The sequence below is a fragment of the Nocardioides sp. NPDC004968 genome (assembly GCF_040608935.1).
GTDB lineage: Bacteria > Actinomycetota > Actinomycetes > Propionibacteriales > Nocardioidaceae > Nocardioides.
On record NZ_JBEXJF010000001.1, the window covers coordinates 158,029 to 181,490 of the forward strand.

The following is a 23,462-nucleotide window of genomic DNA, read 5'->3' on the forward strand; positions in this document are numbered from 1 at the left end:
TCGCTGTCCGCGTGAGAGTCGCCTCAGCGCCGCACGGCGACCAGGCCGGCGAGCGTGCCTTGGAGCAGGGTGCCGTCGGGGAGGATCGTGCCGACCATCTGCAGCGTGTTGGCCAGCGGCCCGAGACCGAGGAAGGTCTCGGAGAGGATCTGGCCGTCGGCCGGGTCGATCCTGGCCAGGCGCCAGGTCAGCCCGCTGCCTCGGCGGGTGACGGTGTAGAGGACGTTCTCGCCGCGGGAGAGCCGGGGGACCGCGGCCGAGGGCACCTCGTTGCGCCAGACCGACGCACAGGCGCCGGAGCGCTCGTCGACGTCGATGCGCTCCATGCCGCCGGCGAAGTCGGCCTTCGCCGGTACGGACTCGCCCGCGTCCTCGGTCGCTTGCGCGGGGTAGGGATAGCCGTAGGTGCTGGCGATGTAGACCGAGTTCCCCCAGGCCACGGGGGAGTTCTCGGTGCCGCTGCTCTCGTCGGTGAGGATCGGGAGCCGGCAGATCTCCCGTCCGTCGCGCGCCCGGTAGACGAGGAGGTTCTCGCGCGGGGCGGCGTTGTCGGTGATGACCACGAACTCTGCCCCCGTGCGTTTGCCGAAGAACGTCGGCGTCGACCCGCTGCCGTGGCTGAGCTGTCCAGGCTTGCGGGCCTCTCCGCGGTCATAGGGCTGCCGCCAGACGGTCCGCACGGCGTCGCCGTCGCCGTCGGCACGCAGGAGGTACGTCGCGTGGTCGGTCGTCACTGCGACCCCGCTCGGGGCGCTGGAGATGGAGTTGGCGACCTTCTCGTCGCCGGCGCCGAGGGTCGCGATGACGATGTCGCCGTCGGGGGTGACGTACCCGGCGCGGCCCTGGGCGGTCGCGAACCAGACGTTGGCGTCATAGCCCGGTCCGACGGTGGTGACCGCGTCGCCCTCCGGCAGGTTCACTGGCACCTCGCGCTCCACGTCGATCGACCAGCGAAGGCCGGGCCGGGAGTGCGCCAGCCAGAGCAGGGAGCCGGATCCGTCCACGGTGACGAGTCGCGACTCGTTGTCGACGTAGGCGTAGACGCCGCCGAGTAGCGAGCCGGCCGAGAGGTGGCGGCGGGCGACCGGGAGCAGCGTGGTGGGGTCGAGGAGGTAGAGGCTGGGCGCCCGGTCGATGTACTCGGTGCACAGCGCCTGCACCATGCCGTCGGCACCGCTGAGGATCGTCGGGCACACCGCGGGCAGCGGCACCGCCTGTGCGGGGAAGGGGGCGGCTCCCGGTCCCTCGAACGGAGTCGTGTCGGACGCCCCGGCGTCGCCGTGCATGTTCCAGGTGCCGTCCGGGCCGGCGTACGGGTTCGGTGGCATGGCTGCGCCGGCCGCTGGGCCGACTGCCGGGCCGGCGATGAGGAAGACGAGGGCCAGAAGGACGGTGGCGGGCGCGCTCCGGCAAATCATGGGGAGGATCTAAGCACGAGTAAGTCGAGCGGATCGGTCGAAGATCATGTGGCGGTCGCCACAGGCGTTACACGAATGTCCAACAGATGCGTGACCTGTCACCCACATCGTCGTTAGCCCCTCTGACGGCGGGTAACAACCGGATGGCAGTGCCGAACCAAGTGGCGCGACCCGGTGCTCAGCCGTACATGGGGGCTTACGGCGTATGCGTCCGGGTGATGACAGACGCAAACACGCACATCGTGGACATAGCCCGATCGAGCTATGTCCAATAGGTCCTACGACTCATATTTTGTAGAGGATAAAGTCCTTTCAAGTCTTCCTTGAAAGTCTGGATGGGAGTTAGATGGGCAACATGACAACTAGGCGTTCTCGGCCCGGCCGCCCTAGGCATGTTCCCGATTCAGGTACGACCTCACCGCGCGACCAGATCCTGGATGCCGCTTCGCGGCTGTTCGTCTCCCAGGGTTTCGCGGCGACGTCTACCCGCGAGATCGCCGACATGGTCGGGATCCGCCAGGCATCCCTCTACTACCACTTCGCGGGGAAGGACGAGATCCTCGGCGAGCTGCTCCGCCGGTCGGTTCGACCGACCACGGACAAGGTCGAGAAGATCCTCGACCGGGTGCCGCCGCTCGACTACGAGACCGCGCTCTACCTGCTGGTCCTCGTCGACGTACGCACCCTCGCCGACGTGCCGCACAACGTCGGCATGCTCTACCAGCTCCCCGACGTGGCCAAGTGCGAGGTCTACGACGAGTTCCGCAACGAGCACGCGGAGCTGGCCGGCCACTATGCACACCTGGCCGGCGAGATCGCCTCCAAGACGGTGCGCTCGACGGTCAGCCGCAAGCAGCTGGGTGACCTGCTCATCCAGCAGGTCGAGGGCGTGATCAACATGCGCACCGAGGACCCGAACCGTCGGATCCCGTGCCGCGAGGCTTGGGCGATCGCCGCCACCTGCCTGCGGATCTGCGACGTGCCGCAGGAGAAGATCGACGCCGCGGCGCCCATCGCCATCGAGCTGCTCCCGCAGTTCATCGACGAGAAGGTCGCCGAGCCCGCCTGAGGCGCATAACCCGGTGGACTCGGGTCCGCGCGTACGTTTCGATGTGGGCATGACCCTCTTCGTCTCGCACACCACCATCGACTGCCACGACGCGTACGCGCTCTCGGAGTGGTGGAAGGCTCTGCTCGGCTACGTCGACGTGGAAGGCGACCCGAACCTGCCCGGTCACGAGGAGTGCATGATCCTCGACCCGGAGACCGGCCACCAGCTGCTGTTCATCGAAGTGCCCGACCAGGAGCTTCCCGCCAAGCGGATCCACCTCGACCTGCGCCCGCGCACCGGCACCCGCGACGAGGAGGTCGAGCGGCTCCTCGAGCTCGGCGCGACCCAGATCGCCGACCATCGTGGCAAGTACGGCCCCGGGACCGGCTGGGTGCACTTCGCCGATCCCGAGGGCAACCAGTTCTGCGTGCTGCGTTCCGAGGCGGAGGTCGCCACGCAGGAGGCGCAGGTCTCAGGGACGTAGTAGCTCATACATGCTGGAGAACCCCTGGTCGCCGTGGCCCTGGGCGATCCGGCGGTCCATCAGCGACTTCACCTCCCGCATCCGTACGGCCTCGACGCCGGTCGACTCCCGGTGCCCGATCAGGTCGTCCATGAGTGCTGCCTGGACGTCGAGCGAGCCGAGGTCGGGGCCGTACGTCCCGCTCTTGATCGCGCCCGTCATCATCTGCAGCAGGCCGGCGTAACCGTTCAGCGACCCGGCGAGCCGCCCGGTGAAAGCCTCCAGGTCCATGCCCTCCCTGTCGACCAGGTTGAGGGTGTGCAGGAAGCCGATCAGGAACTCGTAGCCCATCGCGACCTGCGCGTTGAACTCCACGGCCGCGAACCCGGCGTCGGGTCCGTGGTAGAGGACTGTGCCGAGCTCCCGCAGCGCCGGCTCGGCGGTCTCGAAGGCGTCGCGGTCCCCGCTGAAGGCCAGGGACACCTTGGGTGTGCCGACATCGGGCGGGTCTCCCATGATCTTCCCGTCGACGTACGCCGCGCCGCGCTCGATCGCCCAGGTCTGGTTGGCGCGTGCCTGGGCCGGGGAACCGCTGGTCAGGCTGACCAGGGTGTGGCCGGCTGCTGCCTGCCCGACCGACTCCAGGACGTCCTCGACCGCGGTGTTGTCCAGCAGGCTGAGGATCGTCAGCGGGCTGGCCGCCACCGCCTTCGCCGCGGTGGACGCGACGACGGCTCCCGCGTCGGCGAGCGCCTCGGCCTTGTCTGCCGTCCTGTTCCAGACCGTGGTCCGGTAGCCGCGTTCGAGGTATGCCCGGGCGACCGCAGATCCCATGTTGCCCATCCCGATCACGGTCACGGAGGGTCGGTCGTTGCGTTCCGTCATGGTCCAGCTCCATCTCTTATCGGTGTGCCTCCATGCTCGAAGATGAAGCCGACTTGAGGTCAAGGGAGTACGACTTCATCGAACCTGCGCCTCGGCGCAGCGCGCTTCACCTACGATTGGCTCGGGTTTCGACAAGCCGTTCGAAATTGACACAAACCGTGTGAAATCGAGCCGACAGGATCTCTGAATGGCGCCTGCATCCGCTGAAGCGACGAGCCCTCCGGCGGCGCCACCTGGATGGGTTCCGGCAGATCGTCGCTGGTGGGGGTTCGATCGGCTGAGCCTGCGCCCGGCTCTTGCCGTCCTGGCGTTCGTGCTGGTCGCGCACTTCGGCCTCCCCGCGATCAATGCCGCGTTGTCGTACGACGACGTGACGGCGGCGGGCGACCGGATGCTGCTGTCGTCGGGGGTGTCGTTCGCCGCCGCGCCGGGGTGGAGCATCGAGTCCGGCATCGTGGAGGGTGACGAGCCGATGAGCGGCTCGCTGCCTCGGACGACGGTCCTGACTTCGGAGGAGGTCTCCTTCACGGTCACCGTCGGGGCCTTCGACGGCGACCTACCCGGGCTGATGAGGCAGCTGAAGAAGACGACCGACGCCACCGGCGGCGGGTTTCACATCACCGGCGCGCCGCACGGCATCCGCAGCGGCGACGGCGAGGACGGCCTGCTCGCGCGCTACGGCGGCGTCGGCACGGACGGTGTGCTGGCGGCGTACCTCCACGACGGCACGGGAGTCGAGGTCACCTCGACCGGTCCGGCCGACACCGACCAGGATGTCGCCGTGCAGGTCTCGGCGATGATCCTCAGCGTCGAGTTCGAGGAGGAGAGCGCGTGAGCACCTCATCGTCCGTCGATCTCGTCGCCCTCGACCAGGAGCGCAGTGCCGCCATCGCTGCGTACGGTTGGGGTGCTCGTGTCCGCTTCTTCCAACCACGCAACCTCGCCTTCTGGGTCTGGGGTGTCTTCGTGGTGTGGGGTGGTTGGTACAACCTGCAGTCGACGATCGCCGCCCGTTACTACGCGCCCGCGATCGGGCTCGCGCTCGTCGTCTTCGCGATCTACGGGGCGGTGTTCTGGTGGTTCACCCAGCACATCGACCGCTACGCATCCCATCCCGCGCTCCTGCGGGTGATGGCCTTCCTGTGGGGCGGGTTCGCCGCGACCTTCGCGATCGCGCTGCCGGCCAACGACGCGCTGCTCGGCATCTACGCGAAGCTCTTCGGGCAGCCCTTCGCCATGGACTGGGGGCCAGCTCTGGCCGCGCCGTTCACCGAGGAGTGGGGGAAGGGGGTGGGCATCGTCCTGCTCGTCGCGCTGGCTCCCGGCGTGATGCGCACGGCCTACGACGGCTTCGTGGCCGGCGCCTTCCTCGGCCTGGGATTCCAGATCCTCGAGGACGTCCTCTACGTGTCCCAGTCCGCACCGACCCAGTTCGGCGCCAACCAGATCGAGGCATCGCTGTCGACCTTCGCCGTACGGATGGCGTCCGGGATCGGCTCGCACATCTTGTTCAGCGCGATCTTCTGTACGGGGCTGATCTACGCGCTCGGTCTGCCTGAGCAACCGCGCCGTCTGGGTCGCGGGATCGGGCTGATCCTGCTGGCGATGGTGCTGCACGGCACCTGGGACGGACAGGCGGCGATCGTCGCCAGCCTGTTCAGCGGCACTGCTGCGGCCGTCGCGCAGGTGGTGCTGATGGCCGGCCTGCCGTTGATCGGGATCGCCATCGTGATCCAGGTCTTCCGCCTGGCCGTCTCCGGGGAGAGGGCCAGCCTCCATCCGATCCTGACTCCGGAGGTGGCCCGCGGCGTGCTGACCCAGGCTGAGGCCGACGCCGCGGCCGGTGATGGCAAGGCACGCCGGCGCTACCGCACGAGTGGCCATGGGCTGGGTCGGCGCCGCCGCAACGGCCAGGTGCTCGAGGCGGTCTTCGACCTGGCCCATGAGCTCGGACGGTCGGGAGGCGACAGCGACGATCGGGTCGAGTTCGCCCGCGCCGAGGTCCTCAGGCTGCGTTCCAGAGAATCCTGAGCGCGAGCCATGACCTGCATCCGGAGTCGCTGCGATCAGCCGGTCGCGACCGGGAGGTCGTGGTTGCTCCACTGGCTCCACGAGCCGGGGTAGAGCGCGGCGTCGTAGCCGGCGATCGCCAGGGCAGCGACCTGGTGGGCGGCGGTGACACCGGAGCCGCAGTAGGTGGTCACGGGGGCGCCGGCCTCGACACCGAGCGCGGCGAACCGCGCCTGCAGCTCCTCGGCGGGCCGGAACCGGCCATCAGGTCCGAGGTTGTCGGCGGTCGGCGCGGAGACCGCGCCGGGGATGTGGCCGGCCTTCGGGTCGACGGGCTCGACCTCGCCGCGGTAGCGCTCGGCAGCGCGGGCGTCGAGCAGAAGGCCCTGGTACGCCTCGACCTGCTCGAAAGACAGCAGGGGCAGGTGGCCCGGGGTGAGCGTCACCGTGCCGGGCGCGGGCACGACGTCGTCGGTGGCCAGCGGGTGCCCGGTGGAGGTCCAGGCGCCGAGGGCGCCGTCGAGGAGGCGTACGTCGGCGATCCCCGCCCAGCGCAGCAGCCACCAGGCGCGAGCGGCGGAGGTGTTCCCGACGGCGTCGTACGCGACCACGGTGTCACCTGCGGAGATGCCCCACCGGTGAGCGGCTGCCTGCAGGTCCGCGAGCTCGGGCAGCGGGTGGCGGCCGTCGGCGGGCTCGCCGTGGCGGGCCAGCTCGGTGTCGAGGTCGACGTAGACGGCTCCGGGGATGTGGCCCTCGAGGTAGGACTCGTGGCCGGGCGGGCCGCCGAGCTGCCAGCGTACGTCGAGGAGGACCGGGGGCTGGTCGGACGCGAGCGCGGTCGCGAGCTCGTCGGCGTCGATGAGTACGTTCACGGGTGAAGTCTTTCAGGAAAGCGGTCAGGTGCTGGCCCATCCGGCGGCTTCGGCGCTCAGGTGTCGGCAGACGTGGCCGACGGCCGGCGGCGCGCTGGCGCCGGTGACGAGCCAGAGGGTGTTGAGCGGCCCGAGTCTGGGCTCGTGGAGGCGTACGACGGTACCGTCGGCGAGGGCTCCGTCGACGAGGTAGCGGGGGAGCACCGAGGCGCCGATGCCTGCCACGACTGCGCGCAGGATGCCGCGCAGGTCAGGCAGGACGAGCGCGGTGCGGTTGGTGGGGCGCTCGTCGAACTCGGTGAGCCAGTAGCGCCGGATGATCGGCAGGTCGGGGGAGTAGGCCGCCAGCGGCACGGCCGCGAGCGCCCGCACCGGGTCCTGTGCCAGCTCGGCGGGATCGACCTGTCCCGCGACCGCCGGCGCCGCGACCAGGAGGAACTCCTCGTCGACCAGAGCGGCCGACTGCAGCCGCTCGTCGTCGGGGCGTACGGAGGAGACGACGAGGTCGAGGCCCTCGTCGGCCAGGTCGTCGAGGAGGTCCTGCGCGAGGCCGGTGGTCACCGAGACGTCGAGGCCGTCGCGTACGAGCGGGGCGAGGGCGGGCACGATCCGGGTGGTCATCACGTCGGCGGCACCGCCGATCCGGATGCTCGCGGGGCCGATCGAGGGCTCGGTGCCGACGGCGCCGCGAAGCTGGTCGACCAGCGGCGTGATCCGCGCGGCGAGCGCGTCGGCCCGCCCGGTCGGCACCAGACCGGTGCGGGAGCGTTCGAACAGGGTCGCGCCGAGGTCGGCCTCGAGCTTGCGGATCCGCGCGGTCACCGCGGGCTGGGTGAGGTCGAGGCGACGGGCCGCGCCGCTGATCGACCGCTCCCGGTAGGCGTGCGTGAACGCTTCCCAGAGATCGAGCGAGGTCATAGAAATCATTATGACCGCCCGCATGGGTTCGGGAGTGAAGCGGGAGCTGGTCGTCGTTACGTCATCACCAAACCGAACAAGAAGGAAGAACCTCATGACACGCGTACTGATGGTCGTCTCGGCGGCCGACACCCTCGTCCTCGCCGACGGCACCGAGCACCCGACCGGCTACTGGGCCGAGGAGGTCGCCGCCTCCCACGAGACGCTCGCCGGAGCCGGCGTCGATATCGACATCGCCACCCCGGGCGGCACGACGCCGACGGTCGACGCGCTCTCGCTCAGCGAGCAGGGCGGCGTCCAGCCCGAGGACGCCGAGCGGTTCCGTGCCTACCTCGAGACCCTCGAGAAGGAGCTCGCCCACCCGCTCGATCTCGCCGACATCGACCCGGCCGCGTACGACGCCGTCTACATCCCCGGCGGCCATGCCCCGATGACGGACCTGGTCGAGGACCCCTCGCTCGCCGCGCTCCTGACCGCCACCGACTCCGCCGGCCGACCGGTCGTGGCGCTCTGCCACGGTGTCGCCGGCCTCCTCGCCGCCACCGGCGAGGGCGGCTGGCTCTTCAGCGGCCGTCGGATGACCGGTTTCACCGACACCGAGGAGCAGCAGGGCGGCTACGGCGACAGCATCCCGTTCTCCGTCGAGCAGCGGATGCGTACGGCCGGCGGCATCGTCGAGACCGGCGAGCCCTGGAGTGACACCGTGATCGTCGACGGCACCCTGATCACCGGACAGAACCCGCAGTCCAGCGTCTCGACCGCGAAGGCGCTCCTGGAGCGGCTCGCCTGAACCAGTTGGCCAGGGCTAGGAGGCGACTTCGCCGTCGGTGTCGAAGTCGGCCTCCACGATGGAGCGCTCGAGCTTGCTGAGCAGACGGGCGAGCTCGGCGCGCTCCTCCTTGGTTAGGTGGTGGAGCAGCGCGTTCTCGGCGTGCAGGTGGTCCTCGATCGCGCGGTTGATCACCTCGAGGCCCCGGTCGGTGAGCTGGGAGTAGACGACGCGGCGATCCTCGGCGTCGCGCTGGCGGGTGATGAGCCCCGCTGCCTCGAGGCGGTCGAGCCGGAAGGTCACACCTGCCGAGGAGAGCAGTGAGCCGCTCGCGAGATCGCGGCCGGCCTTGCGGTAGGGCGCGCCTGCTCGGCGCAGTGCGGCAAGGACGTCGAACGAGGCCGAGTTGAGGTCGTGGCGGCCGAAGACCTGGGTCAGGACCGACTGGTAACGCAGGTAGATCCGGTGCACCCGCCCGAACAGCGCGATGGGTGAGGGGTCGAGGTCGGGACGCTCGTGCGCCCACTGGGAGACGATCGCGTCGACCGCGTCATCGCTCCCCGAGGGCTGGTCGGCGCCGGATCCGGTGTCGGTCATGGTCGCAGTGTACGAGTCGGACCGGGCGTGATGTGACAGGAAGTTAACGCATGAGGGGTTGACGCCCGATCGTGACGCACCGCACACTCTAAGCACTTAACGATTAAGCACTTAGGGATTATTCGTCTGTAGAGTGCTGCGAACCGAAAGTACCCCTCATGGTCAACATCACCCCGGTGCCGCCGGCCGTCACGGCCGAGCAGATCAGTGCCCGGCTCGAGCGGCTGCCCGTCTCGCGCTGGCACGTCAAGACCCGCGTGCTCGTCGGCGTGGCCACCTTCTTCGACGGCTTCGACCAGCTGATGATCGCCTACGCGCTGCCGGTGCTCATCCCGTTCTTCGGTCTCGATCCCGGAATGATCGCCTGGACGATCGCCATCGGCGGCATCGGGATGCTGCTCGGTGCGCTGGCCGGCGGCTGGTTGGCCGACCGGGTCGGCCGAGTGCCGGTCCTCATCGGGTCGTTGGTGCTGTACGCCGTCATGAGCCTGCTCATGGCGGGCACATCCACGCTGTGGATCTTCCTGGTGCTCCGGTTCGTCCAGGGCTTCGGGCTCGGTGCGGAGGTGCCGGTCGCGGCGACGTACATCGGTGAGATCACCCGCGCCCACCGCCGGGGTCGCTTCGTCCTGATCTACGAGCTGATCTTCCCCGCCGGGCTGGTGGCCTCGGCGCTGGTGGCGGCCTGGGTCGTTCCTGCCTTCGGGTGGCGCTGGCTGTTCGCGCTCGGCGCCATCCCGCTGATCCTGGTGCCGTTCATGCGTCGCGTCCCGGAGTCGCCCCGCTGGCTCGCCGCCCGTGGCCGCCTGGAGGAAGCCGACCAGGCGACGCGCCGGATCGAGGCGGAGGTCGCCGCGCAGAAGGGTGAGCTGCCCGCGCCTGCGACCAGCGCGGCGTCGGCGGTACGGCAGGGCCGGGCCCGCCTCTCGGAGCTGTTCCAGGGTGTCTACCTGCGGCGCACGCTGATGTTGGCGACAGCCTGGCTCACGGCGTACTTCGTCAACTACGGGATCGCCGCCTGGCTGCCCACCATCTACGGCCAGGTCTTCCATCTCGACGTCGACACCGCACTGCGCTACAGCGTGGCCACCAGTGTCGCCGGCATCCTCGGCTGCGTCGTCATCGCGCTGACCATCGACATCGTCGGGCGCCGGGTGGCGATCACGGTCGCGATGCTGGGCAGCGCGGCGACCCTGTTCGTGCTCGCCTCGACCGGAGCGACCAGTGCAAGCACCGTCCTGTTCTGGTCGGCCGCCTCGGCGATGTGCATCTTCGCGGTCAACCTCGCGCTGTACGTCTACACCGCCGAGCTCTATCCGACCCGGATGCGGGCGCTGGGTGTCAGTGTCGGTGGGGCTTTCGGCAGGCTCGGCATCATCGTCGGCCCGCTGGTCGTCGGCGGCCTGATCGGCCGCGGGTTCTCGATCGCCGACGTGTTCATCGTGATGGGTGCGGTCGCTGTCGTCGGCGCGGTCACCACGGCCGTCTTCGCGGTGGAGACCCGGGAGCGTACGTTGGAGGAGATCTCCCAGTGAACGCTCTGGATCTGACGGACGTGGTCGTTCCGGCCGACGAGATCCTGGTCGCGGGGGAGTGGCGTCGCGGCGGCGGATCGGGGTCGCAGAGCATCGACCCCGCCGACGGCAGCGTGATCACGACGGTGCACCACGCCTCGGAGGCCGATGTCGACGAGGCGGTCACCCGCGGAGCGGAGGCCGCCGCCACGTGGGGCAGGCGGCTCCCGCACGAGCGGGCGCGCCACCTGCACCGGATCGCCGACGGGATCGAGGGATCGGCGGAGCGTCTCGCCCGGCTGCAGACCCGCGACACCGGCAAGACGCTGACCGAGACCTCCGCCCTCGTGGCGAGCGCGGCCGGAACCTTCCGCTACATGGCCTCCGCGCTGGAGACCTTCGACGAGGAGCTCACCACGCAGCGCGGCCCGTCGATCACGATGAGCGTGCACGAGCCGATCGGTGTCATCGGCGCCATCACGCCCTGGAACTCGCCGATCGCCAGCGACGCCCAGAAGATCGCGCCGGCCCTCGCAGCGGGCAACGCCGTCGTGCTCAAGCCGGCCGAGTGGACGCCGCTGGTCTCGCTCGCCCTGGGTCGCATCATCACCGAGTCCGGGCTTCCGTCCGGCCTGGTCTCAGTGCTGCCCGGTCGGGGATCGGTCGTCGGGGACGCCATCGTGCGCCATTCCGGCGTCGGCAAGGTCTCCTTCACCGGAGGGACGACGACCGGACGCCTCATTGCCCATGCCGCGGCCGACAAGCTGATGCCGGTGACACTCGAGCTGGGCGGCAAGTCCCCGACCATCGTCTTCGAGGACGCCGACGTCGAGGACGCGATCGCCGGGATCCTGTTCGGCATCTACTCCAGCTCCGGGCAGAGCTGCATCGCCGGATCGAGGTTGTTCCTGCCCTCCGCCCGTGCCGAGGAGTTCCTCGAACGCCTGGTCAAGGCCGTCGCGCGCCTGCGCATCGGCCATGGGCTCGACCCGCTCACCCAGGTGGCGCCGCTGGTCCATCACCGGCATCGCGACAGCGTGGCGGGCCACGTCACCCGTGCCCGTGCGGCCGGCGGGGAGGTGCTGGTCGGTGGCGAGGTTCCCGAAGGGGACGCGTACGCCGCCGGCGCCTACTACCGACCGACCGTCATCGCCGGCCTGGACAACTCTTCCCCGACCTGCCAGGAGGAGATCTTCGGCCCGGTCCTCTCGGTGCTCACCTATGACGACGAGGACGACCTGGTCGCCCGCGCGAACGACTCGGTATACGGGCTGGCGTGCGGCTTGTGGACCAGTGACTACCGGACGGCCTGGCGGGTGGCCCGCCGGATCGACGCCGGCACGGTGTGGATCAACACCTACAAGCAGTTCAGCATCTCCACCCCGTTCAGCGGGATGAAGGAGAGCGGCCTCGGCACCGAGAAGGGCCGTCGCGGCATCGCGGAGTACACGCGCCAGAAGAGCCTCTACTGGGGACTCGACGAGGCGCCGCACCCCTGGGCCGGCTGACCGGGCTCCGAGAGGTGATCTGGGCCACGGTTTCCTCTTGACATGAAAAAGCCTAAGCGCTTAAATATTAACCACTAAGAGAAAGGAGTCGGGATGTCGATCGCCACACTGCACTCACTGCGCAGCGTCCAGCTGCAGGTGCCGACGCTCACCGAGTCGACGGACTTCTACTCCGAGGTCTGGGGCCTCTCGGTCATCGAGCAGGACCACGACGACACCTGGCTGCGGGGCACGGGGGAGAACCACCACGTCCTGCACCTGACCCGCGCGGCGCGGAACGGTCTCGGCGCCATCTCGTTCGCGGTGCGTACGCCGGCCGAGGTCGACGACGCCGCCCGCCGGCTCGCGCTCCGTGGAATTCCGATGCTCTCCGAGCCAGGCGCCCTGGACCAGGCGGGCGGCGGCTACGGCATCCGCTTCGCCGACCCGGAAGGCCGGGTAATCGAGCTCGTCGCCGACGTCCACGCGGTGAAGCCGCTCGACCAGGACCGCCCGGTCCCGATCGGAGTGACGCACGTCGTGCTCAACACGGTCGACATCGACCGCGCGGTGGCGTTCTACACCGACGTCCTCGGGATGCGCGTCTCCGACTGGTCCGAGCATCAGATGGCGTTCCTGCGCTGCAGCACCGATCACCACAGCATCGCGTTCAATCAGGCCGCGTGGACCTCGGTCAACCACGTCGCCTACGAGATGCCGAGCATGGACCACTTCATGCGTGGCATCGGCTCGCTCAAGCAGCAGGGCGTCACCCCGCTGTGGGGCCCCGGCCGCCATGGGCCGGGCAACAACACCTTCTCCTACTTCGCCGACCCTGCGGGGCTCGTGTGCGAGTACACCTCCGACGTCGCCCAGGTCGTCGAGGACCAGTGGCTGTGCAAGGTGTGGCGCAGGGTTCCCGAGCTCTCCGATCTGTGGGGAACCGCAGGCCCTCCGTCGAAGGACGTACGCCGCCACATGGCCGGCATCGAGGACGCGGGTGTCTTCGCCGACCGTCCCGACCTGGCCGCTTCGTACGCCCCGACGCAGGCCCGCGACCTGGTGGAGGCGGTCCGATGACGAAGGTCAGCATCATCGGCGCCGGCGCCATCGGCCGCCCCGTGATCGAGGCCCTGGTGGCTGGAGCGGTCCAGGACATCGAGGTCGTGGGAGTCGTCAACGACACCCCTGTCGGCGAGTGCCCGGTGCCCCAGATCAGGCTTGCCAAGGCGATCGAGACCAGCGACGTGATTGTCGAGTGCGCAGGTCAGACGGTTGTCTCCCGGCACGGGGCGGAGATCCTCGAGGCCGGGCGCGACCTGCTCATCACCTCGGCCGGTGCGCTGGCCGACCAGGAGCTGGTCACCACGCTCCGGGCGACCGGCCCGGGGCGGATGTTCATCACCTCCGGGGCCATCGGCGGCATCGACCTGCTGGTCAGCGCCGCCAGCCACGGTGCCGTGCACCGCGCGTCGGTGACCACCACCAAGCTGCCCGCGACCCTGCTGCAGCCGTGGATGGACGACGAGACCCAGGAACGGGTCCGTGCCACCACCGAGCCGAACACCATCTTCGAGGGATCCGCAGCGGAGGCGGCGCGCTACTTCCCGCGCTCGCTCAACGTCGCGGCCACCGTCGGGCTCGCCGTCGGTGACCTGGAGCTGGTCGAGGTCCGCCTGGTGGCTGACCCGGGCGCCGAGCTGACCAGCCATGTCATCGAGGCCGACGCGGACGCGGGCAGCTACCGGTTCGAGATCCGCAACCATCCCTCGGCCGCCAACCCGCGTACCAGTGGCGTCGTCTCGCGCGCCGTGGTCCGGTCCCTGTCCATGCTCGTCGGCCGCCCGGTCGGCGCGGTGAGCATCATCTGAGGCCGCGATGACCACCACCACGCTCCGTGCCACCCGGGTCCACGTCGAGGACATCGGCAGCGGTCCGACTCTGCTGTGCCTGCACGGCATCGGATCCAGCTCGGCCTCGTTCGCGCCCCAGGTCGCGGCGCTCGCCGGCGAGTTCCGGCTGCTGGCCTGGGACGCACCTGGCTATGCCCGCTCCGCCGACCCCGAGGCCGATCTCGACCTCGACGGCTTCGCCGACGCGGCGGCCGCCGTCATCGAGGAGTACGCAGCACACGGTCCGGTCCACGTCCTGGGTGTCTCCTGGGGCGGTGTCATCGCGGTCCGGTTGGCCTCACGCCACCCCGGGCTGGTTCGCAGCCTCGTGCTCGCCGACGCGAGCCGTGGCTCCGGCACTGCTCCTGAGAAGGCGACGGCGATGCGTGGCCGGGCCGGCGAGCTCGACAGCGCGGGCAGTGCCGACTTCGCCGCCCAGCGCGGTCCACGGCTCGTCAGCGCCGAGGCCCCCGACGACCTCGTCGACCGGGTCGTCGCGACGATGCGGGACTCGATCCGGCTCCCGGGCTACGGCCTGGCTGCCGAGTCGATGGCCGCCACCGATCTCACCGCCGAGCTCGCCGCGATCGACACACCGACGCTCGTGCTCTGCGGAGACCAGGACCAGGTCACCGGGATCACCGAGTCGCAGGCGCTCGCCGGCGGCATCCCCGATGCCGTCCTGGTGACGCTGCGCGGCGCCGGCCACCTGGCCAACCAGGAGTCACCCGAGGCGTTCAACGCCTGGCTCTCCTCCTTCGTCGGGATCGTCGAGCGCCTCTACGGCTGACGCCCCGACCACCAGAAAACCCGAGAACGAACACACCGAGAACGAACACAGCAAGAAAGGAACGACCCCATGTCGATCACCCAGCAGCCCCTCACGTACGAGACCGCCGAGAGCCTGGAGGAGTTCACCGACTCCATCATCCTGACTCGCGCCTCACGCCACGAGGACTGGGACACCCTCGGCTTCCAGGCGAAGGCCGGCGACCAGTTCAAGCGTGCCCAGGTCCGCTATGTCGGCTCCGGCGCGACCGGCAACCACGAGAACGACAACCGCACCATCAAGTCCCAGGGCTTCACCTTCTCCAACATGCTGCTGCCCCCGGGCGGCGAGGGCCCCGAGCACACCCACCACGACGCCGAGGAGGCCTTCTTCGTACTCGAGGGTGAGGTCGAGGTCGGCGTGCACCGCGACGGCCAGGTCGTCAAGCGCACCCTCGGCTACCGCGACATGATCGTGGTGCCGGCCGGCGTGCCGCGGAGCCTGAAGAACAACGGCGACACCGACGCGCTCTTCTGCGTGATCATCGGTGCCCAGAAGCCGCAGGTCCCGACGTACCCGGAGACCTCCGCGATGCACGGCGTCACCCGGGACTGACCCATGAGTCTCGACGGTGCACCGGTTCTGGTCACGGGCGCGGGTCGCGGCCTCGGGCTGGCGATCTCGCGGCGCTTGGCCCAGGCCGGTGCCCGGGTCTGGCTCGCCGATATCCGCGAAGACTGGCTGGAGGCGGCCGGTGCCGCGCTCCGCGCGGAGGGGTACGCAGCCTCGACCGTCCCGGTCGACGTCACCGACCACGCGTCGGTGCGGGCGATGGTGAAGGAGACCGGGCCGGTCTACGGCCTCGTCAACAACGCCGCCCGCGCCGACGGGGTCGGCGGCAAGCCGGTCCACGAGATCGACCCCGCCGAGTGGGACTCGCTGATGGCGGTCAACCTGCGCGGCCCCTGGCTGGTCAGCCGCGAGGTCGTCCCGGGGATGATCGAGTCCGGAGTCGGCCGGGTCCTCAACATCGGCTCGGACTCGGCGCTCTACGGCTCGGCGAACCTCGCCCACTACATCGCCTCGAAGGGCGGTCTCGCGGCGCTGACCCGGGCGATGGCGCGCGATCTCGGCGCATACGGGATCACCGTCAACACCCTGGCGGCCGGTCTGACCACCACCGAGGCCGCGCAGCAGATCCCCGAGCACCGCCACCAGCTCTACCGCGACAACCGGGCACTGACCCGGGACCAGGAGCCCGCCGACGTCGTCGGTGCCGCGGCCTTCCTGCTCGGCCCCGAGGCCGCGTACATCACCGGCCAGCAGCTCGTCGTCGACGGCGGCTTCGTCTTCCACTGACGGTTTCACCGACGGTTTCACTGACAGGACCAGGACCATGGATCTCCACCTCGCCGATCGCACCGTGCTCGTCACGGGAGGCAGCTCAGGCGTCGGTCTCGCGACCGTCGCCACCCTCCTCGAGGAGGGCGCGAACGTCATCACCTGCGCCCGCCGTCTCGACGTGCTCGAGAAGGCGCTCGCCGATCTCGGTGCGCCCGCCGACCGGGTGCTCGCGATGAGCTGCGACGTACGCGACGCCGACCAGGTGAACGCGCTGGTCGAGGCGGGCGTGGCCCGGTTCGGCGGGATCGACGGGCTGGTCAACAACGCCGGCCAGTCCCGGATGCTCGGCCTCGACAGGGCGACCGTCGAGGACTTCCGCGACGAGCTCGACCTGAAGTTCGGCGGTGTCCTCAACGTCACCGGGGCCGCGCTTCCGCACCTGCGCGCCTCCGACGCCGCCGCGATCGTGACGATCAACGCGGTGCTCGCCCGCCAGCCCGAGCCGCGTCTGGTCACCACCTCCGCCGCACGTGCCGGCCTGCTCAACCTGACCAAGTCGATGGCCTCCGAGTACGCCCCCGACGTCCGGGTCAACAGCGTCTGCCTCGGGCTGATCGACACCGGCCAGTGGCGCCGGCGCTTCGAGGCGGACGAGCAGGCAGCGTCGTACGAGGCTTTCGAGCGTGAGCTCGCCGACGACCGCGGCATCTCGCTGGGCCGGTTCGGCCGGGCCGAGGAGGTCGCCTCGATGGTCGTGACCCTGCTGTCCCCGCGAGCGTCCTATGTAACGGGCGCGGCGCTCGACGTGTGTGGCGGCGTTGCCCGCTACGTGGCCTGAGGAGCCTGTGATGACCAACTTGACCACTGCCCCCGCAGCCGACGTGGTGACGTACGCCGACGGTGGCGCCCTGCTCGTATCGGTGCTCCGTGAGGTGGGCGTCGACACCGTCTTCGGCGTCATCTCCGTGCACAACCTGCCGCTCGTCGAGGCGGTCTCGCGCGAGCTGCGATTCGTGCCGGTCCGCCACGAGGCGAGCGCCGTCAACGCGGCCGACGGCTACGCCCGGGCGACCGGCGGCCTCGGTTGTGCCCTGACCAGCACCGGCACCGGCGCGGGCAACGCGGCCGGCTCGCTGATCGAGTCGCTGAGCTCGGCCACCTCCGTGCTGCACGTGACCGGGCAGGTCGAGTCGGCCTACCTCGGCTCCGGGCGCGGCTTCATCCACGAGACCAAGGACCAGCTCGGCATGCTCCGGGCGGTCTCGCTCGACGCCGTCTCGGTGCCGTCGCTCGACGACTCCGCCGGCATCCTGCGTGCCGCGGCCTACCGGGCGCTCGGTGGACCCGGCCGGGCCGGTGGTCCAGTGAGCGTCGAGTGGCCCATCGACCTGCAGTACCTGCCGCAGCGCGAGGTCGTCACTCCCGTCCCCGAGGTGCCGGCAGTTTCGCCGACGCTCGCGGGTCTCGATGCGCTGATCGAGCTCGTCGCGGCGGCCGAGCGGCCGCTGATCTGGGCCGGTGGCGGCGTCGCCGAGGCGGGAACGGTGCTCACCGAGCTCATCGACACCTGGGGCGCGGGACTGCTGACGTCCAACTCCGGCCGCGGCGCGGTCCCCGAGGACCACCCCCTGGTGGTCGGCAACTACGGCGCCACTCCTGGCGGCGGCGAGCTGCTCGCCGAGGCCGACCTGCTGCTCAGCATCGGCACCCACTTCCGCTCCAACGAGACCCGCGACTACGACCTCGTCCTGCCCGTTGTGCATGTTCAGGTCGACCTCGATCCCGCCGCGCTCGGGCGGGTCTTCCCGATCGCGGCCGGTGTGGCCGCGGATGCCCGCGACGTGCTGCCCGCGATCACCGCCGCCGTGCGCGAGCGCGGTGACGTCTCGCAGGAGTGGCGCGCCCGGGTGACCCGGGCACGCGAGGACGTCCGTGCCACCCAGCGCGAAGGGCTCGGCGACCACGCCGTGCTCGCCGACGCCCTGCGCTCCGCGCTTCCGCGCCGGTCGGTGCTCGCCCGCGACGTCACGATCGCGTCCTCGTCCTGGGGCAACCGGCTCTTCGAGATCTACGATCCCCGCGACAACGTCTTCCCACGCGGCGGCGGCATCGGTCAGGGCCTCGGCATGGGGCTCGGTGCCGCCATGGGCCGCCCCGACGAGCCGACCGTGGTCATCGCCGGTGACGGCGGCCTGGCCGTACATCTCGGTGAGCTGCTCACCCTCGCCCAGGAGCGACCGTGGCTGGTGCTGCTCGTCTTCAACGACGGCGGGTACGGCGTACTCCGCAACATGCAGGAGGCCCGCGGCGTCGACCGCGCCGGCGTCGACCTGACCACCCCCGACTTCGCCGGGCTCGCGGGCGCGCTCGGGCTGCCCTACCAGAGGATCGGCACTGCGGCCGAGGCCGCGACCGAGCTCGGGCGGGCCGTCGCCCGACGCGGGCCGGTGCTCGTCGAGGTCGACCTGGAGTCCTTCGGCCCGATGCCGCGGCCGTTCACCCCACCGGTCAAGGTTCCCGACCCGACCACGAGGAGGTCGTCATGAGTGTCGCCACCGAGGAGCAGGAGCTGGAGCTCCTGGTCAAGCAGATGACCCTGGAGGCCGACGGCGTACTGTCGCTGCGGCTCGTCCACCCCGGCGGCGATCCGCTGCCGGAGTGGAGCCCGGGAGCCCACGTCGACCTGACCCTCAAGGGGTCCCTGGTGCGGCAGTACTCGCTGTGCGGCGATCCGGGCGACCGGAGCAGCTACCGGGTTGCAGTGCTGCGTGAGCAGGCCGCCCTCGGCGGCTCGGAGTACGTTCACGAGGGGCTGCGCCCCGGACACCGGCTGCGCGTGGTCGGTCCCCGCAACAACTTTGACTTCCTCCCCGCCAAGAAGCATGTCTTCGTCGCCGGCGGCATCGGGATCACCCCGCTGCTCGCGATGCTCACCGAGGCCGAGCGGCAGGGCACCGACTGGGAGCTGTGGTACGGCGGCCGCCGCGAGGACTCGATGGCGTTCCTCGACGAGCTGGCTGTGTACGGCGACCGGGTGAAGGTCATTCCGGAGGAGACCCACGGCCGGCTCGACCTGGCCACCGCGCTGCCGGCGCCCGACCCCGGGACGCTCGTCTACTGCTGCGGACCCGAGGGGTTGCTCGCCGCCGTCGAGGAGCACGCCACCGGCTGGCCCGAGGGGACGCTCCAGGTCGAGCGCTTCAAGGCCAAGCAGATCGAGGTCGACCCCGACGGCGAGCAGCCGATCTCCGTGGACTGCCGCCGCTCGGGCCGCGTCGTGCAGGTGCCTGCCGACGTACCGGTCATCGACGCCCTCGAGGGTGCCGGGATCACGGTCTCGAGCTCCTGCCGCGACGGCATCTGCGGCACCTGCGAGACCAAGGTGCTGGCCGGCACCCCCGACCATCGCGACTCCCTGCTCAGCGACACCGAGCAGGCGGCCGGAACCACCATGATGATCTGCGTCTCCCGGGCGCGGACCCCAGAGCTGGCGCTCGACATCTGACGTGCCACATCGACTGCGTTGACTGCACAGAGGGAGAACAGAGGAATGGGCTATCTACAGCCGGTCCAGGCGGCGGTCGCCGAGACGACCCCGTGGGAGACCAAGCTCGCCGGTGCCATCGAAGAGGTCTTCGGGGGCGGCCGGCACGACCTGCCGGGTCTCGTCGACGGGCTCAACGAGCTCGGCATCCCGGCTCCCGGTGGTGGTCAGTGGACACCCGAGGGATTCACGACAGCGATCGCCGAGCTCGCCGCGGCGGGGAAGCAGGAGGACTGAGCCATGGGACCGATGGTGAAACGACAGTTGAGCGCGGAGCAGGTCCTCGCGACCGGCCTGCGCAACCAGTGGTACGCGATCTGCCCCTCCGACATGGTGCCGCAGGGTGGCGTCCACCGGGTGCGCCGGCTCGGGATCGACTGGGTGCTGTTCCGGGAGTCCGACGGCACCCTGCGGATGCTCGAGGACCGCTGCCCCCACCGCGGCGCGCCGCTCTCGCAGGGACAGCACCTCGGCAGCAAGATCGCCTGCGCCTACCACGGCGTCCAGGTCGACGGCACCGGCAAGGTCGTCTCGGTGCCCGGTCTGCCCGGCTGCAACCTGGAAGGGAAGACGCTCGTGCCCAGCCCGCCGCTGCAGGAGCTGGGCGGCGCGATCCTCGCCTACATCGGCGACGAGCAGCACCCCGACCCCGCCCCGGTCGCCCTGCCTGACCCGCTGGTGGACGAGGAGGTCTCCTCGTTCCTCTGCTACGCCGAGTGGGACACCCCGTGGCGCTACGCCATGGAGAACCTGCTCGACCCGATGCACGGCGCCTTCCTGCACCGCGAGTCCCACTCGATGTTCGGAGGTGACATCGAGGCGCGGTTCCGGATCCGCGAGACCGACCGCGGGTTCTTCTTCGAGAAGACCGACCAGGTTGGCGTGAACTTCGACTGGGTCGAGTTCTGCCGCACCGGCATCGACTGGGTCGACCTCTCCATCCCGTACCCGCCGACCGCGGGCCCCGGCGGCTCGTTCGGCATCGTCGGCATGGGCACCCCGATCGACGCGGGCACCACCGCGGTGTTCTTCTGGCGCTACCGCAAGGTCAGCGGCTGGGAGCGCGACGTGTGGCGCTTCCTCTACCGCACCAAGCTCGAGGCCCGCCACTGGCACGTGCTCGAGCAGGACCGGGTCATGCTCGAGGCGATGGCCGACGACGCCGACCAGGCCGAGAACCTCTACCAGCACGACCTCGGTGTGGTCCGGCTCCGCAGGCTCTACAAGAAGCTCGCCGATGAGCAGGCGGCAGCGCTTGCGCCGGTGCCGGCCGGGCGCGCCTGAGGCGAGCCCGGCCGGGTCGGTCAGCGAACCGGAGCACCCGGCCCGAGCGGGATGCCGAGGGCCCACCAGAGGAAGAACAGAGCGGTCCAGGCGAGGCTCATCGCGATGGCGAGCGGCAGGGTGTACGAGGCGAGGGTGCCGATGCCGGCGTCCTTGCGGTAGCGCTGCAGGAAACCGAGGGCCATCACGAAGTACGGGCTCATCGGGGTGATCGCGGTGGAGCCGGAGTCGGCGATCCGGAAGAGCGCCTGGGTGGTCTCCGGAGGCACCGAGAGCAGCATCAGCATCGGCACCAGGACGGGCGCGGCGATGGACCACATCGCGGAGCCGCTGGTGACCATGATGTTGACGATGCTGAGCAGCGCCAGGACGAGCAGGAAGACCACCCACACCGGGATGTTGCTGGTCTCCAGGGCCTCGGCGGAGTTGACCGCGAGCACGTCGCCGAGGTGGGACCACTCGAAGTACGCCAGGAATTGGGCGATCGCGAAGAAGAGCACCAGCACGGGCGCCATCTGCTTGATCCCCTGGCCCATCAGCGCCGGCACGTCGCCGGCCTTGGTGATGGAACCGGACAGCGTGCCGTACACGGTGCCGGCGAGGCCGAAGAGCACCGCGACGATCGCGGCGATGCCGGTGAGGAACGGCGACTCGGTCAGCGATCCGTCCTCGCCGCGCAGGGGAGAGGACGGCGGGATCACGACGGCGGCGACGACCACGATCGCGACCAGCAGGCTCAGCAGGGACCAGCGCAGCGCCCGGCGCTCACGGCCGTCGAGCTCGAGGGAGCCGAAGTCTCCGTCGTCGGCGTCCTCGTCGGCGTCGAGGTCGGGCCGCTTGGAGAGGACGAACTTGGTCATCAGGGTGATCACCGCGGCCAGCAGTACCGAGGAGGCGATGTTGAAGAACCAGTTGCTGACGGGGGAGACGTACGCGCTTTCATCGACGATCTGGGCCGCGGCGGTGGTGATGCCGGCGAAGATCGCGTCGTTGGGCGTGGGGATCGGGCTGGCGTCGTACCCGCTGGCGATCGCGGCGTAGGCGACCACGATCCCGAGGATCGGGGACCGGCCCACGGCCCGGAAGGCGAGGCCGCCGAGCGGGACCAGGATGATGTACGCAGCCGCCGAGGCCACGTGGGCGACGGTTCCGGTGAACGCGACGGCGAAGACCACCCAGCCGACGGGCACCCGGGAGATGCCGGTCTTCATCGCGGCGGTGAGGAACCCGGTGCGCTCGGCGACGGCGACGCCCATGATGACCACGACGATGGTCGCCATCGGCGGGAACTCGGCGAAGTTGGAGACCATCGTGGAGACCGCCATCGCCAGGCCTTCGCCGCTGAGCAGGCTCTGTACGACGACCTCCTCCCCGTCGCTGGGGGAGATGACCGAGACGCCGGCGGTGGCGCAGATCGCACTGATCACGGCGAGGATCGCGGCGAGGATCCAGAAGAGCCAGAACGGGTGCGGCAGGGCGTTGCCGACGCGCTCGATCACGCCCATGGCGCGGATGATCCACGGCAGCCTGTCGCTGCCGGTGGGGGTGGTGGTGCTGGTCATGGGAGTCACCCTTCGCTGGTGAGGCGGTGGCGGGAGAAGAAGTCCCAGATCACCGTCGCGGACTCGATGGTGTGGGTGACGTGGCCGCCACCCGAGTAGATGTCGCCACCCGGCCAGACGTGGCCACCGCCGTCGACGGCGACGTGCTGGACCTCGGCGCCCTGGTCGCAGCCGGTCCATCGGGTGGTCTCGACATCGCGTCTGGTGCGCGTGGTGGATGTGGTGCAGCCGTTGCGGTCGGCCCAGCCCTGGACCCACTCGGGGATCGCGGGCAGGTCACGGTCGGCGTCGCCCGCGTAGGGGATGGTCGCGTCGGCGACACCGTGGATCTCCAGGATCGGCGTCGGCGGTGCCTCCGCACAGCCGGTCCGGGTGCCCGGGTAGAGGGCGGGTGCGACCGGGGCGACGGCGGCGAACGTGTCCGGCAGCTGGCAGGCGAGCAGGGCGGCCAGGCCGGCGCCGTTGGACTTCCCGGTGGCATAGACGCGAGTTGTGTCGATGCAGTGGTCGGCCTCGATGGCGGCGAGCAGATCGGTGGTGAAGGCGACGTCGTCGACGCCGGGTGCCTCGTACGGTGCGCCCTGCCAGGCCTTGCGATAGCCCGACCCGGTGCCGATCGCGCCGTCGGGATAGGCGACCACGGCGGGGAGGTCCGAGAGCTCGGAGTAGCCCTCGACCTCGACGCCGGTGCTGCCGCGGCCGTGGTAGGCGACGATCAGCGGCCAGCTGTCGCGGCGGTCGTAGCCCTCGGGGAGGCGGAGTACGTAGCTGCGCTCGATGTCGCCGCTGGTCAGCTCGTACTTCTGGCTGCTGTCGGGCTCCTGGTCCGTGGGCTTGGCGCACGGCGCCGGGGTGCTCTTGCCGGCCGCTCGGTCCTGGTCGGAGGCGCGCGTCAGGGCGGAGGTGGCGGTCGGTGCCAGGGACAGCGCGGCCACTGCCGCGACCGCGACGGCCGGGGCCAGGAGGCGGGATTGTCGTGGGGACATGGGTGCTCCTTCGGGGGGCGGTCGATGAGTTTTCGGGTGTGCTGGATCGCCCGGCGACGCGGTGTGCGTCCCGGTCGGGTCCCGAGCTGGAGGG

Annotated in this window: 24 protein-coding genes; 17 read left to right on the forward strand and 7 right to left on the reverse strand. The window is 70.3% G+C overall.

The window, feature by feature from the left end; all coding sequences use genetic code 11:
- Window positions 1-23: 23 nt before the first annotated feature.
- Window positions 24-1,418, reverse strand: coding sequence for a hypothetical protein (locus ABZU72_RS00730; protein WP_355016993.1), 1,395 nt, complete (start codon window positions 1,416-1,418; stop codon window positions 24-26).
- A 355-nt stretch (window positions 1,419-1,773) separates the two neighbouring features.
- On the opposite strand from ABZU72_RS00730, the gene ABZU72_RS00735 reads away from it, so the two are divergent.
- Window positions 1,774-2,487, forward strand: a complete 714-nt coding sequence (locus tag ABZU72_RS00735) for a TetR/AcrR family transcriptional regulator (RefSeq protein ID WP_355016994.1) — start codon at window positions 1,774-1,776, stop codon at window positions 2,485-2,487.
- Between the two features lie 49 nt (window positions 2,488-2,536).
- Entirely contained in the window at window positions 2,537-2,953 is a 417-nt protein-coding gene (locus ABZU72_RS00740) for a VOC family protein (protein WP_355016995.1), read from the forward strand.
- Here ABZU72_RS00740 and ABZU72_RS00745 read toward each other — a convergent pair.
- Window positions 2,942-3,817, reverse strand: coding sequence for an NAD(P)-binding domain-containing protein (locus tag ABZU72_RS00745; RefSeq protein WP_355016996.1), 876 nt, complete (start codon window positions 3,815-3,817; stop codon window positions 2,942-2,944). The genes ABZU72_RS00740 and ABZU72_RS00745 overlap by 12 nt on opposite strands.
- A gap of 187 nt (window positions 3,818-4,004) precedes the next feature.
- On the opposite strand from ABZU72_RS00745, the gene ABZU72_RS00750 reads away from it, so the two are divergent.
- Together ABZU72_RS00750 and ABZU72_RS00755 are read left to right on the forward strand one after the other, a co-directional pair.
- On the forward strand, window positions 4,005-4,652 hold the full coding sequence (locus tag ABZU72_RS00750; protein ID WP_355016997.1) for a hypothetical protein: 648 nt from the start codon (window positions 4,005-4,007) through the stop codon (window positions 4,650-4,652).
- Entirely contained in the window at window positions 4,649-5,848 is a 1,200-nt protein-coding gene (locus ABZU72_RS00755; RefSeq protein ID WP_355016998.1) for a PrsW family intramembrane metalloprotease, read from the forward strand. Before ABZU72_RS00750 ends, ABZU72_RS00755 begins: the two co-directional genes overlap by 4 nt.
- Before the next feature lie 35 nt (window positions 5,849-5,883).
- Here ABZU72_RS00755 and ABZU72_RS00760 read toward each other — a convergent pair whose 3' ends face one another.
- On the reverse strand, window positions 5,884-6,702 hold the full coding sequence (locus ABZU72_RS00760; protein WP_355016999.1) for a sulfurtransferase: 819 nt from the start codon (window positions 6,700-6,702) through the stop codon (window positions 5,884-5,886).
- A 24-nt stretch (window positions 6,703-6,726) separates the two neighbouring features.
- Window positions 6,727-7,620 carry a LysR family transcriptional regulator gene (locus tag ABZU72_RS00765; protein ID WP_355017000.1) on the reverse strand — a complete coding sequence of 298 codons (894 nt, stop codon included), beginning with the start codon at window positions 7,618-7,620 and terminating at the stop codon, window positions 6,727-6,729.
- A gap of 94 nt (window positions 7,621-7,714) precedes the next feature.
- On the opposite strand from ABZU72_RS00765, the gene ABZU72_RS00770 reads away from it, so the two are divergent.
- Window positions 7,715-8,410, forward strand: a complete 696-nt coding sequence (locus ABZU72_RS00770) for a type 1 glutamine amidotransferase domain-containing protein (protein WP_355017001.1) — start codon at window positions 7,715-7,717, stop codon at window positions 8,408-8,410.
- Window positions 8,411-8,425: 15 nt separating this feature from the next.
- Here the strand turns inward: ABZU72_RS00770 and ABZU72_RS00775 are convergent, their stop codons facing one another.
- A complete protein-coding gene (locus tag ABZU72_RS00775) occupies window positions 8,426-8,986 on the reverse strand; it encodes a MarR family transcriptional regulator (RefSeq protein ID WP_355017002.1) in 561 nt (186 codons plus the stop codon).
- Window positions 8,987-9,144: 158 nt separating this feature from the next.
- Between ABZU72_RS00775 and ABZU72_RS00780 the strand changes: the two genes are divergently transcribed.
- The 12 genes from ABZU72_RS00780 to ABZU72_RS00835 all read left to right on the forward strand — a co-directional run bounded on the left by ABZU72_RS00780 (window position 9,145) and on the right by ABZU72_RS00835 (window position 20,820).
- Window positions 9,145-10,521 carry an MFS transporter gene (locus tag ABZU72_RS00780; RefSeq protein ID WP_355017003.1) on the forward strand — a complete coding sequence of 459 codons (1,377 nt, stop codon included), beginning with the start codon at window positions 9,145-9,147 and terminating at the stop codon, window positions 10,519-10,521.
- A complete protein-coding gene (locus tag ABZU72_RS00785) occupies window positions 10,518-12,008 on the forward strand; it encodes an aldehyde dehydrogenase (protein ID WP_355017004.1) in 1,491 nt (496 codons plus the stop codon). Before ABZU72_RS00780 ends, ABZU72_RS00785 begins: the two co-directional genes overlap by 4 nt.
- 93 nt (window positions 12,009-12,101) lie before the next feature.
- Window positions 12,102-13,067: a VOC family protein gene (locus ABZU72_RS00790; RefSeq protein ID WP_355017005.1), complete on the forward strand. Its 966-nt coding sequence runs from the start codon at window positions 12,102-12,104 to the stop codon at window positions 13,065-13,067.
- Complete coding sequence (locus tag ABZU72_RS00795) at window positions 13,064-13,858, forward strand: aspartate dehydrogenase domain-containing protein (RefSeq protein ID WP_355017006.1); 795 nt, start codon at window positions 13,064-13,066, stop codon at window positions 13,856-13,858. Before ABZU72_RS00790 ends, ABZU72_RS00795 begins: the two co-directional genes overlap by 4 nt.
- A 7-nt stretch (window positions 13,859-13,865) precedes the next feature.
- Entirely contained in the window at window positions 13,866-14,669 is an 804-nt protein-coding gene (locus tag ABZU72_RS00800) for an alpha/beta fold hydrolase (RefSeq protein WP_355017007.1), read from the forward strand.
- 69 nt (window positions 14,670-14,738) lie between these two features.
- Window positions 14,739-15,263 (forward strand): cupin domain-containing protein, encoded by a 525-nt coding sequence (locus tag ABZU72_RS00805; protein WP_091047114.1) that lies wholly within the window; start codon window positions 14,739-14,741, stop codon window positions 15,261-15,263.
- A 3-nt stretch (window positions 15,264-15,266) separates the two neighbouring features.
- Complete coding sequence (locus ABZU72_RS00810) at window positions 15,267-16,007, forward strand: 3-oxoacyl-ACP reductase family protein (protein ID WP_355017008.1); 741 nt, start codon at window positions 15,267-15,269, stop codon at window positions 16,005-16,007.
- A 37-nt stretch (window positions 16,008-16,044) separates the two neighbouring features.
- Window positions 16,045-16,830: an SDR family oxidoreductase gene (locus ABZU72_RS00815; protein WP_355017009.1), complete on the forward strand. Its 786-nt coding sequence runs from the start codon at window positions 16,045-16,047 to the stop codon at window positions 16,828-16,830.
- Window positions 16,831-16,840: 10 nt separating this feature from the next.
- The gene (locus ABZU72_RS00820; RefSeq protein ID WP_355017010.1) at window positions 16,841-18,538 is read left to right on the forward strand and encodes a thiamine pyrophosphate-binding protein; all 1,698 of its coding nucleotides are present in this window, start codon (window positions 16,841-16,843) and stop codon (window positions 18,536-18,538) included.
- Entirely contained in the window at window positions 18,535-19,497 is a 963-nt protein-coding gene (locus ABZU72_RS00825) for a PDR/VanB family oxidoreductase (protein ID WP_355017011.1), read from the forward strand. Before ABZU72_RS00820 ends, ABZU72_RS00825 begins: the two co-directional genes overlap by 4 nt.
- Before the next feature lie 45 nt (window positions 19,498-19,542).
- Window positions 19,543-19,773 (forward strand): recombinase-like helix-turn-helix domain-containing protein, encoded by a 231-nt coding sequence (locus tag ABZU72_RS00830; RefSeq protein ID WP_355017012.1) that lies wholly within the window; start codon window positions 19,543-19,545, stop codon window positions 19,771-19,773.
- Between the two features lie 3 nt (window positions 19,774-19,776).
- Window positions 19,777-20,820, forward strand: a complete 1,044-nt coding sequence (locus ABZU72_RS00835) for an aromatic ring-hydroxylating dioxygenase subunit alpha (RefSeq protein ID WP_355017013.1) — start codon at window positions 19,777-19,779, stop codon at window positions 20,818-20,820.
- Between the two features lie 20 nt (window positions 20,821-20,840).
- Here the strand turns inward: ABZU72_RS00835 and ABZU72_RS00840 are convergent, their stop codons facing one another.
- Both ABZU72_RS00840 and ABZU72_RS00845 read right to left on the reverse strand, forming a co-directional pair.
- The gene (locus ABZU72_RS00840) at window positions 20,841-22,382 is read right to left on the reverse strand and encodes an AbgT family transporter (RefSeq protein ID WP_355017014.1); all 1,542 of its coding nucleotides are present in this window, start codon (window positions 22,380-22,382) and stop codon (window positions 20,841-20,843) included.
- Window positions 22,383-22,387: 5 nt separating this feature from the next.
- Window positions 22,388-23,368 (reverse strand): PHB depolymerase family esterase, encoded by a 981-nt coding sequence (locus ABZU72_RS00845; protein ID WP_355017015.1) that lies wholly within the window; start codon window positions 23,366-23,368, stop codon window positions 22,388-22,390.
- Window positions 23,369-23,462 lie beyond the last annotated feature (94 nt).

Excerpts from the sequence above, each read along its gene's own strand:
- ABZU72_RS00730 (WP_355016993.1), bottom strand. The coding sequence starts at position 1,418 with ATGATTTGCCGGAGCGCGCCCGCCACCGTCCTTCTGGCCCTCGTCTTC.
- ABZU72_RS00735 (WP_355016994.1), top strand. The coding sequence starts at position 1,774 with ATGACAACTAGGCGTTCTCGGCCCGGCCGCCCTAGGCATGTTCCCGAT.
- ABZU72_RS00740 (WP_355016995.1), top strand. The coding sequence starts at position 2,537 with ATGACCCTCTTCGTCTCGCACACCACCATCGACTGCCACGACGCGTAC.
- ABZU72_RS00745 (WP_355016996.1), bottom strand. The coding sequence starts at position 3,817 with ATGACGGAACGCAACGACCGACCCTCCGTGACCGTGATCGGGATGGGC.
- ABZU72_RS00750 (WP_355016997.1), top strand. The coding sequence starts at position 4,005 with ATGGCGCCTGCATCCGCTGAAGCGACGAGCCCTCCGGCGGCGCCACCT.
- ABZU72_RS00765 (WP_355017000.1), bottom strand. The coding sequence starts at position 7,620 with ATGACCTCGCTCGATCTCTGGGAAGCGTTCACGCACGCCTACCGGGAG.
- ABZU72_RS00770 (WP_355017001.1), top strand. The coding sequence starts at position 7,715 with ATGACACGCGTACTGATGGTCGTCTCGGCGGCCGACACCCTCGTCCTC.
- ABZU72_RS00775 (WP_355017002.1), bottom strand. The coding sequence starts at position 8,986 with ATGACCGACACCGGATCCGGCGCCGACCAGCCCTCGGGGAGCGATGAC.
- ABZU72_RS00780 (WP_355017003.1), top strand. The coding sequence starts at position 9,145 with ATGGTCAACATCACCCCGGTGCCGCCGGCCGTCACGGCCGAGCAGATC.
- ABZU72_RS00790 (WP_355017005.1), top strand. The coding sequence starts at position 12,102 with ATGTCGATCGCCACACTGCACTCACTGCGCAGCGTCCAGCTGCAGGTG.
- ABZU72_RS00795 (WP_355017006.1), top strand. The coding sequence starts at position 13,064 with ATGACGAAGGTCAGCATCATCGGCGCCGGCGCCATCGGCCGCCCCGTG.
- ABZU72_RS00800 (WP_355017007.1), top strand. The coding sequence starts at position 13,866 with ATGACCACCACCACGCTCCGTGCCACCCGGGTCCACGTCGAGGACATC.
- ABZU72_RS00805 (WP_091047114.1), top strand. The coding sequence starts at position 14,739 with ATGTCGATCACCCAGCAGCCCCTCACGTACGAGACCGCCGAGAGCCTG.
- ABZU72_RS00810 (WP_355017008.1), top strand. The coding sequence starts at position 15,267 with ATGAGTCTCGACGGTGCACCGGTTCTGGTCACGGGCGCGGGTCGCGGC.
- ABZU72_RS00815 (WP_355017009.1), top strand. The coding sequence starts at position 16,045 with ATGGATCTCCACCTCGCCGATCGCACCGTGCTCGTCACGGGAGGCAGC.
- ABZU72_RS00820 (WP_355017010.1), top strand. The coding sequence starts at position 16,841 with ATGACCAACTTGACCACTGCCCCCGCAGCCGACGTGGTGACGTACGCC.
- ABZU72_RS00825 (WP_355017011.1), top strand. The coding sequence starts at position 18,535 with ATGAGTGTCGCCACCGAGGAGCAGGAGCTGGAGCTCCTGGTCAAGCAG.
- ABZU72_RS00830 (WP_355017012.1), top strand. The coding sequence starts at position 19,543 with ATGGGCTATCTACAGCCGGTCCAGGCGGCGGTCGCCGAGACGACCCCG.
- ABZU72_RS00835 (WP_355017013.1), top strand. The coding sequence starts at position 19,777 with ATGGGACCGATGGTGAAACGACAGTTGAGCGCGGAGCAGGTCCTCGCG.
- ABZU72_RS00840 (WP_355017014.1), bottom strand. The coding sequence starts at position 22,382 with ATGACCAGCACCACCACCCCCACCGGCAGCGACAGGCTGCCGTGGATC.
- ABZU72_RS00845 (WP_355017015.1), bottom strand. The coding sequence starts at position 23,368 with ATGTCCCCACGACAATCCCGCCTCCTGGCCCCGGCCGTCGCGGTCGCG.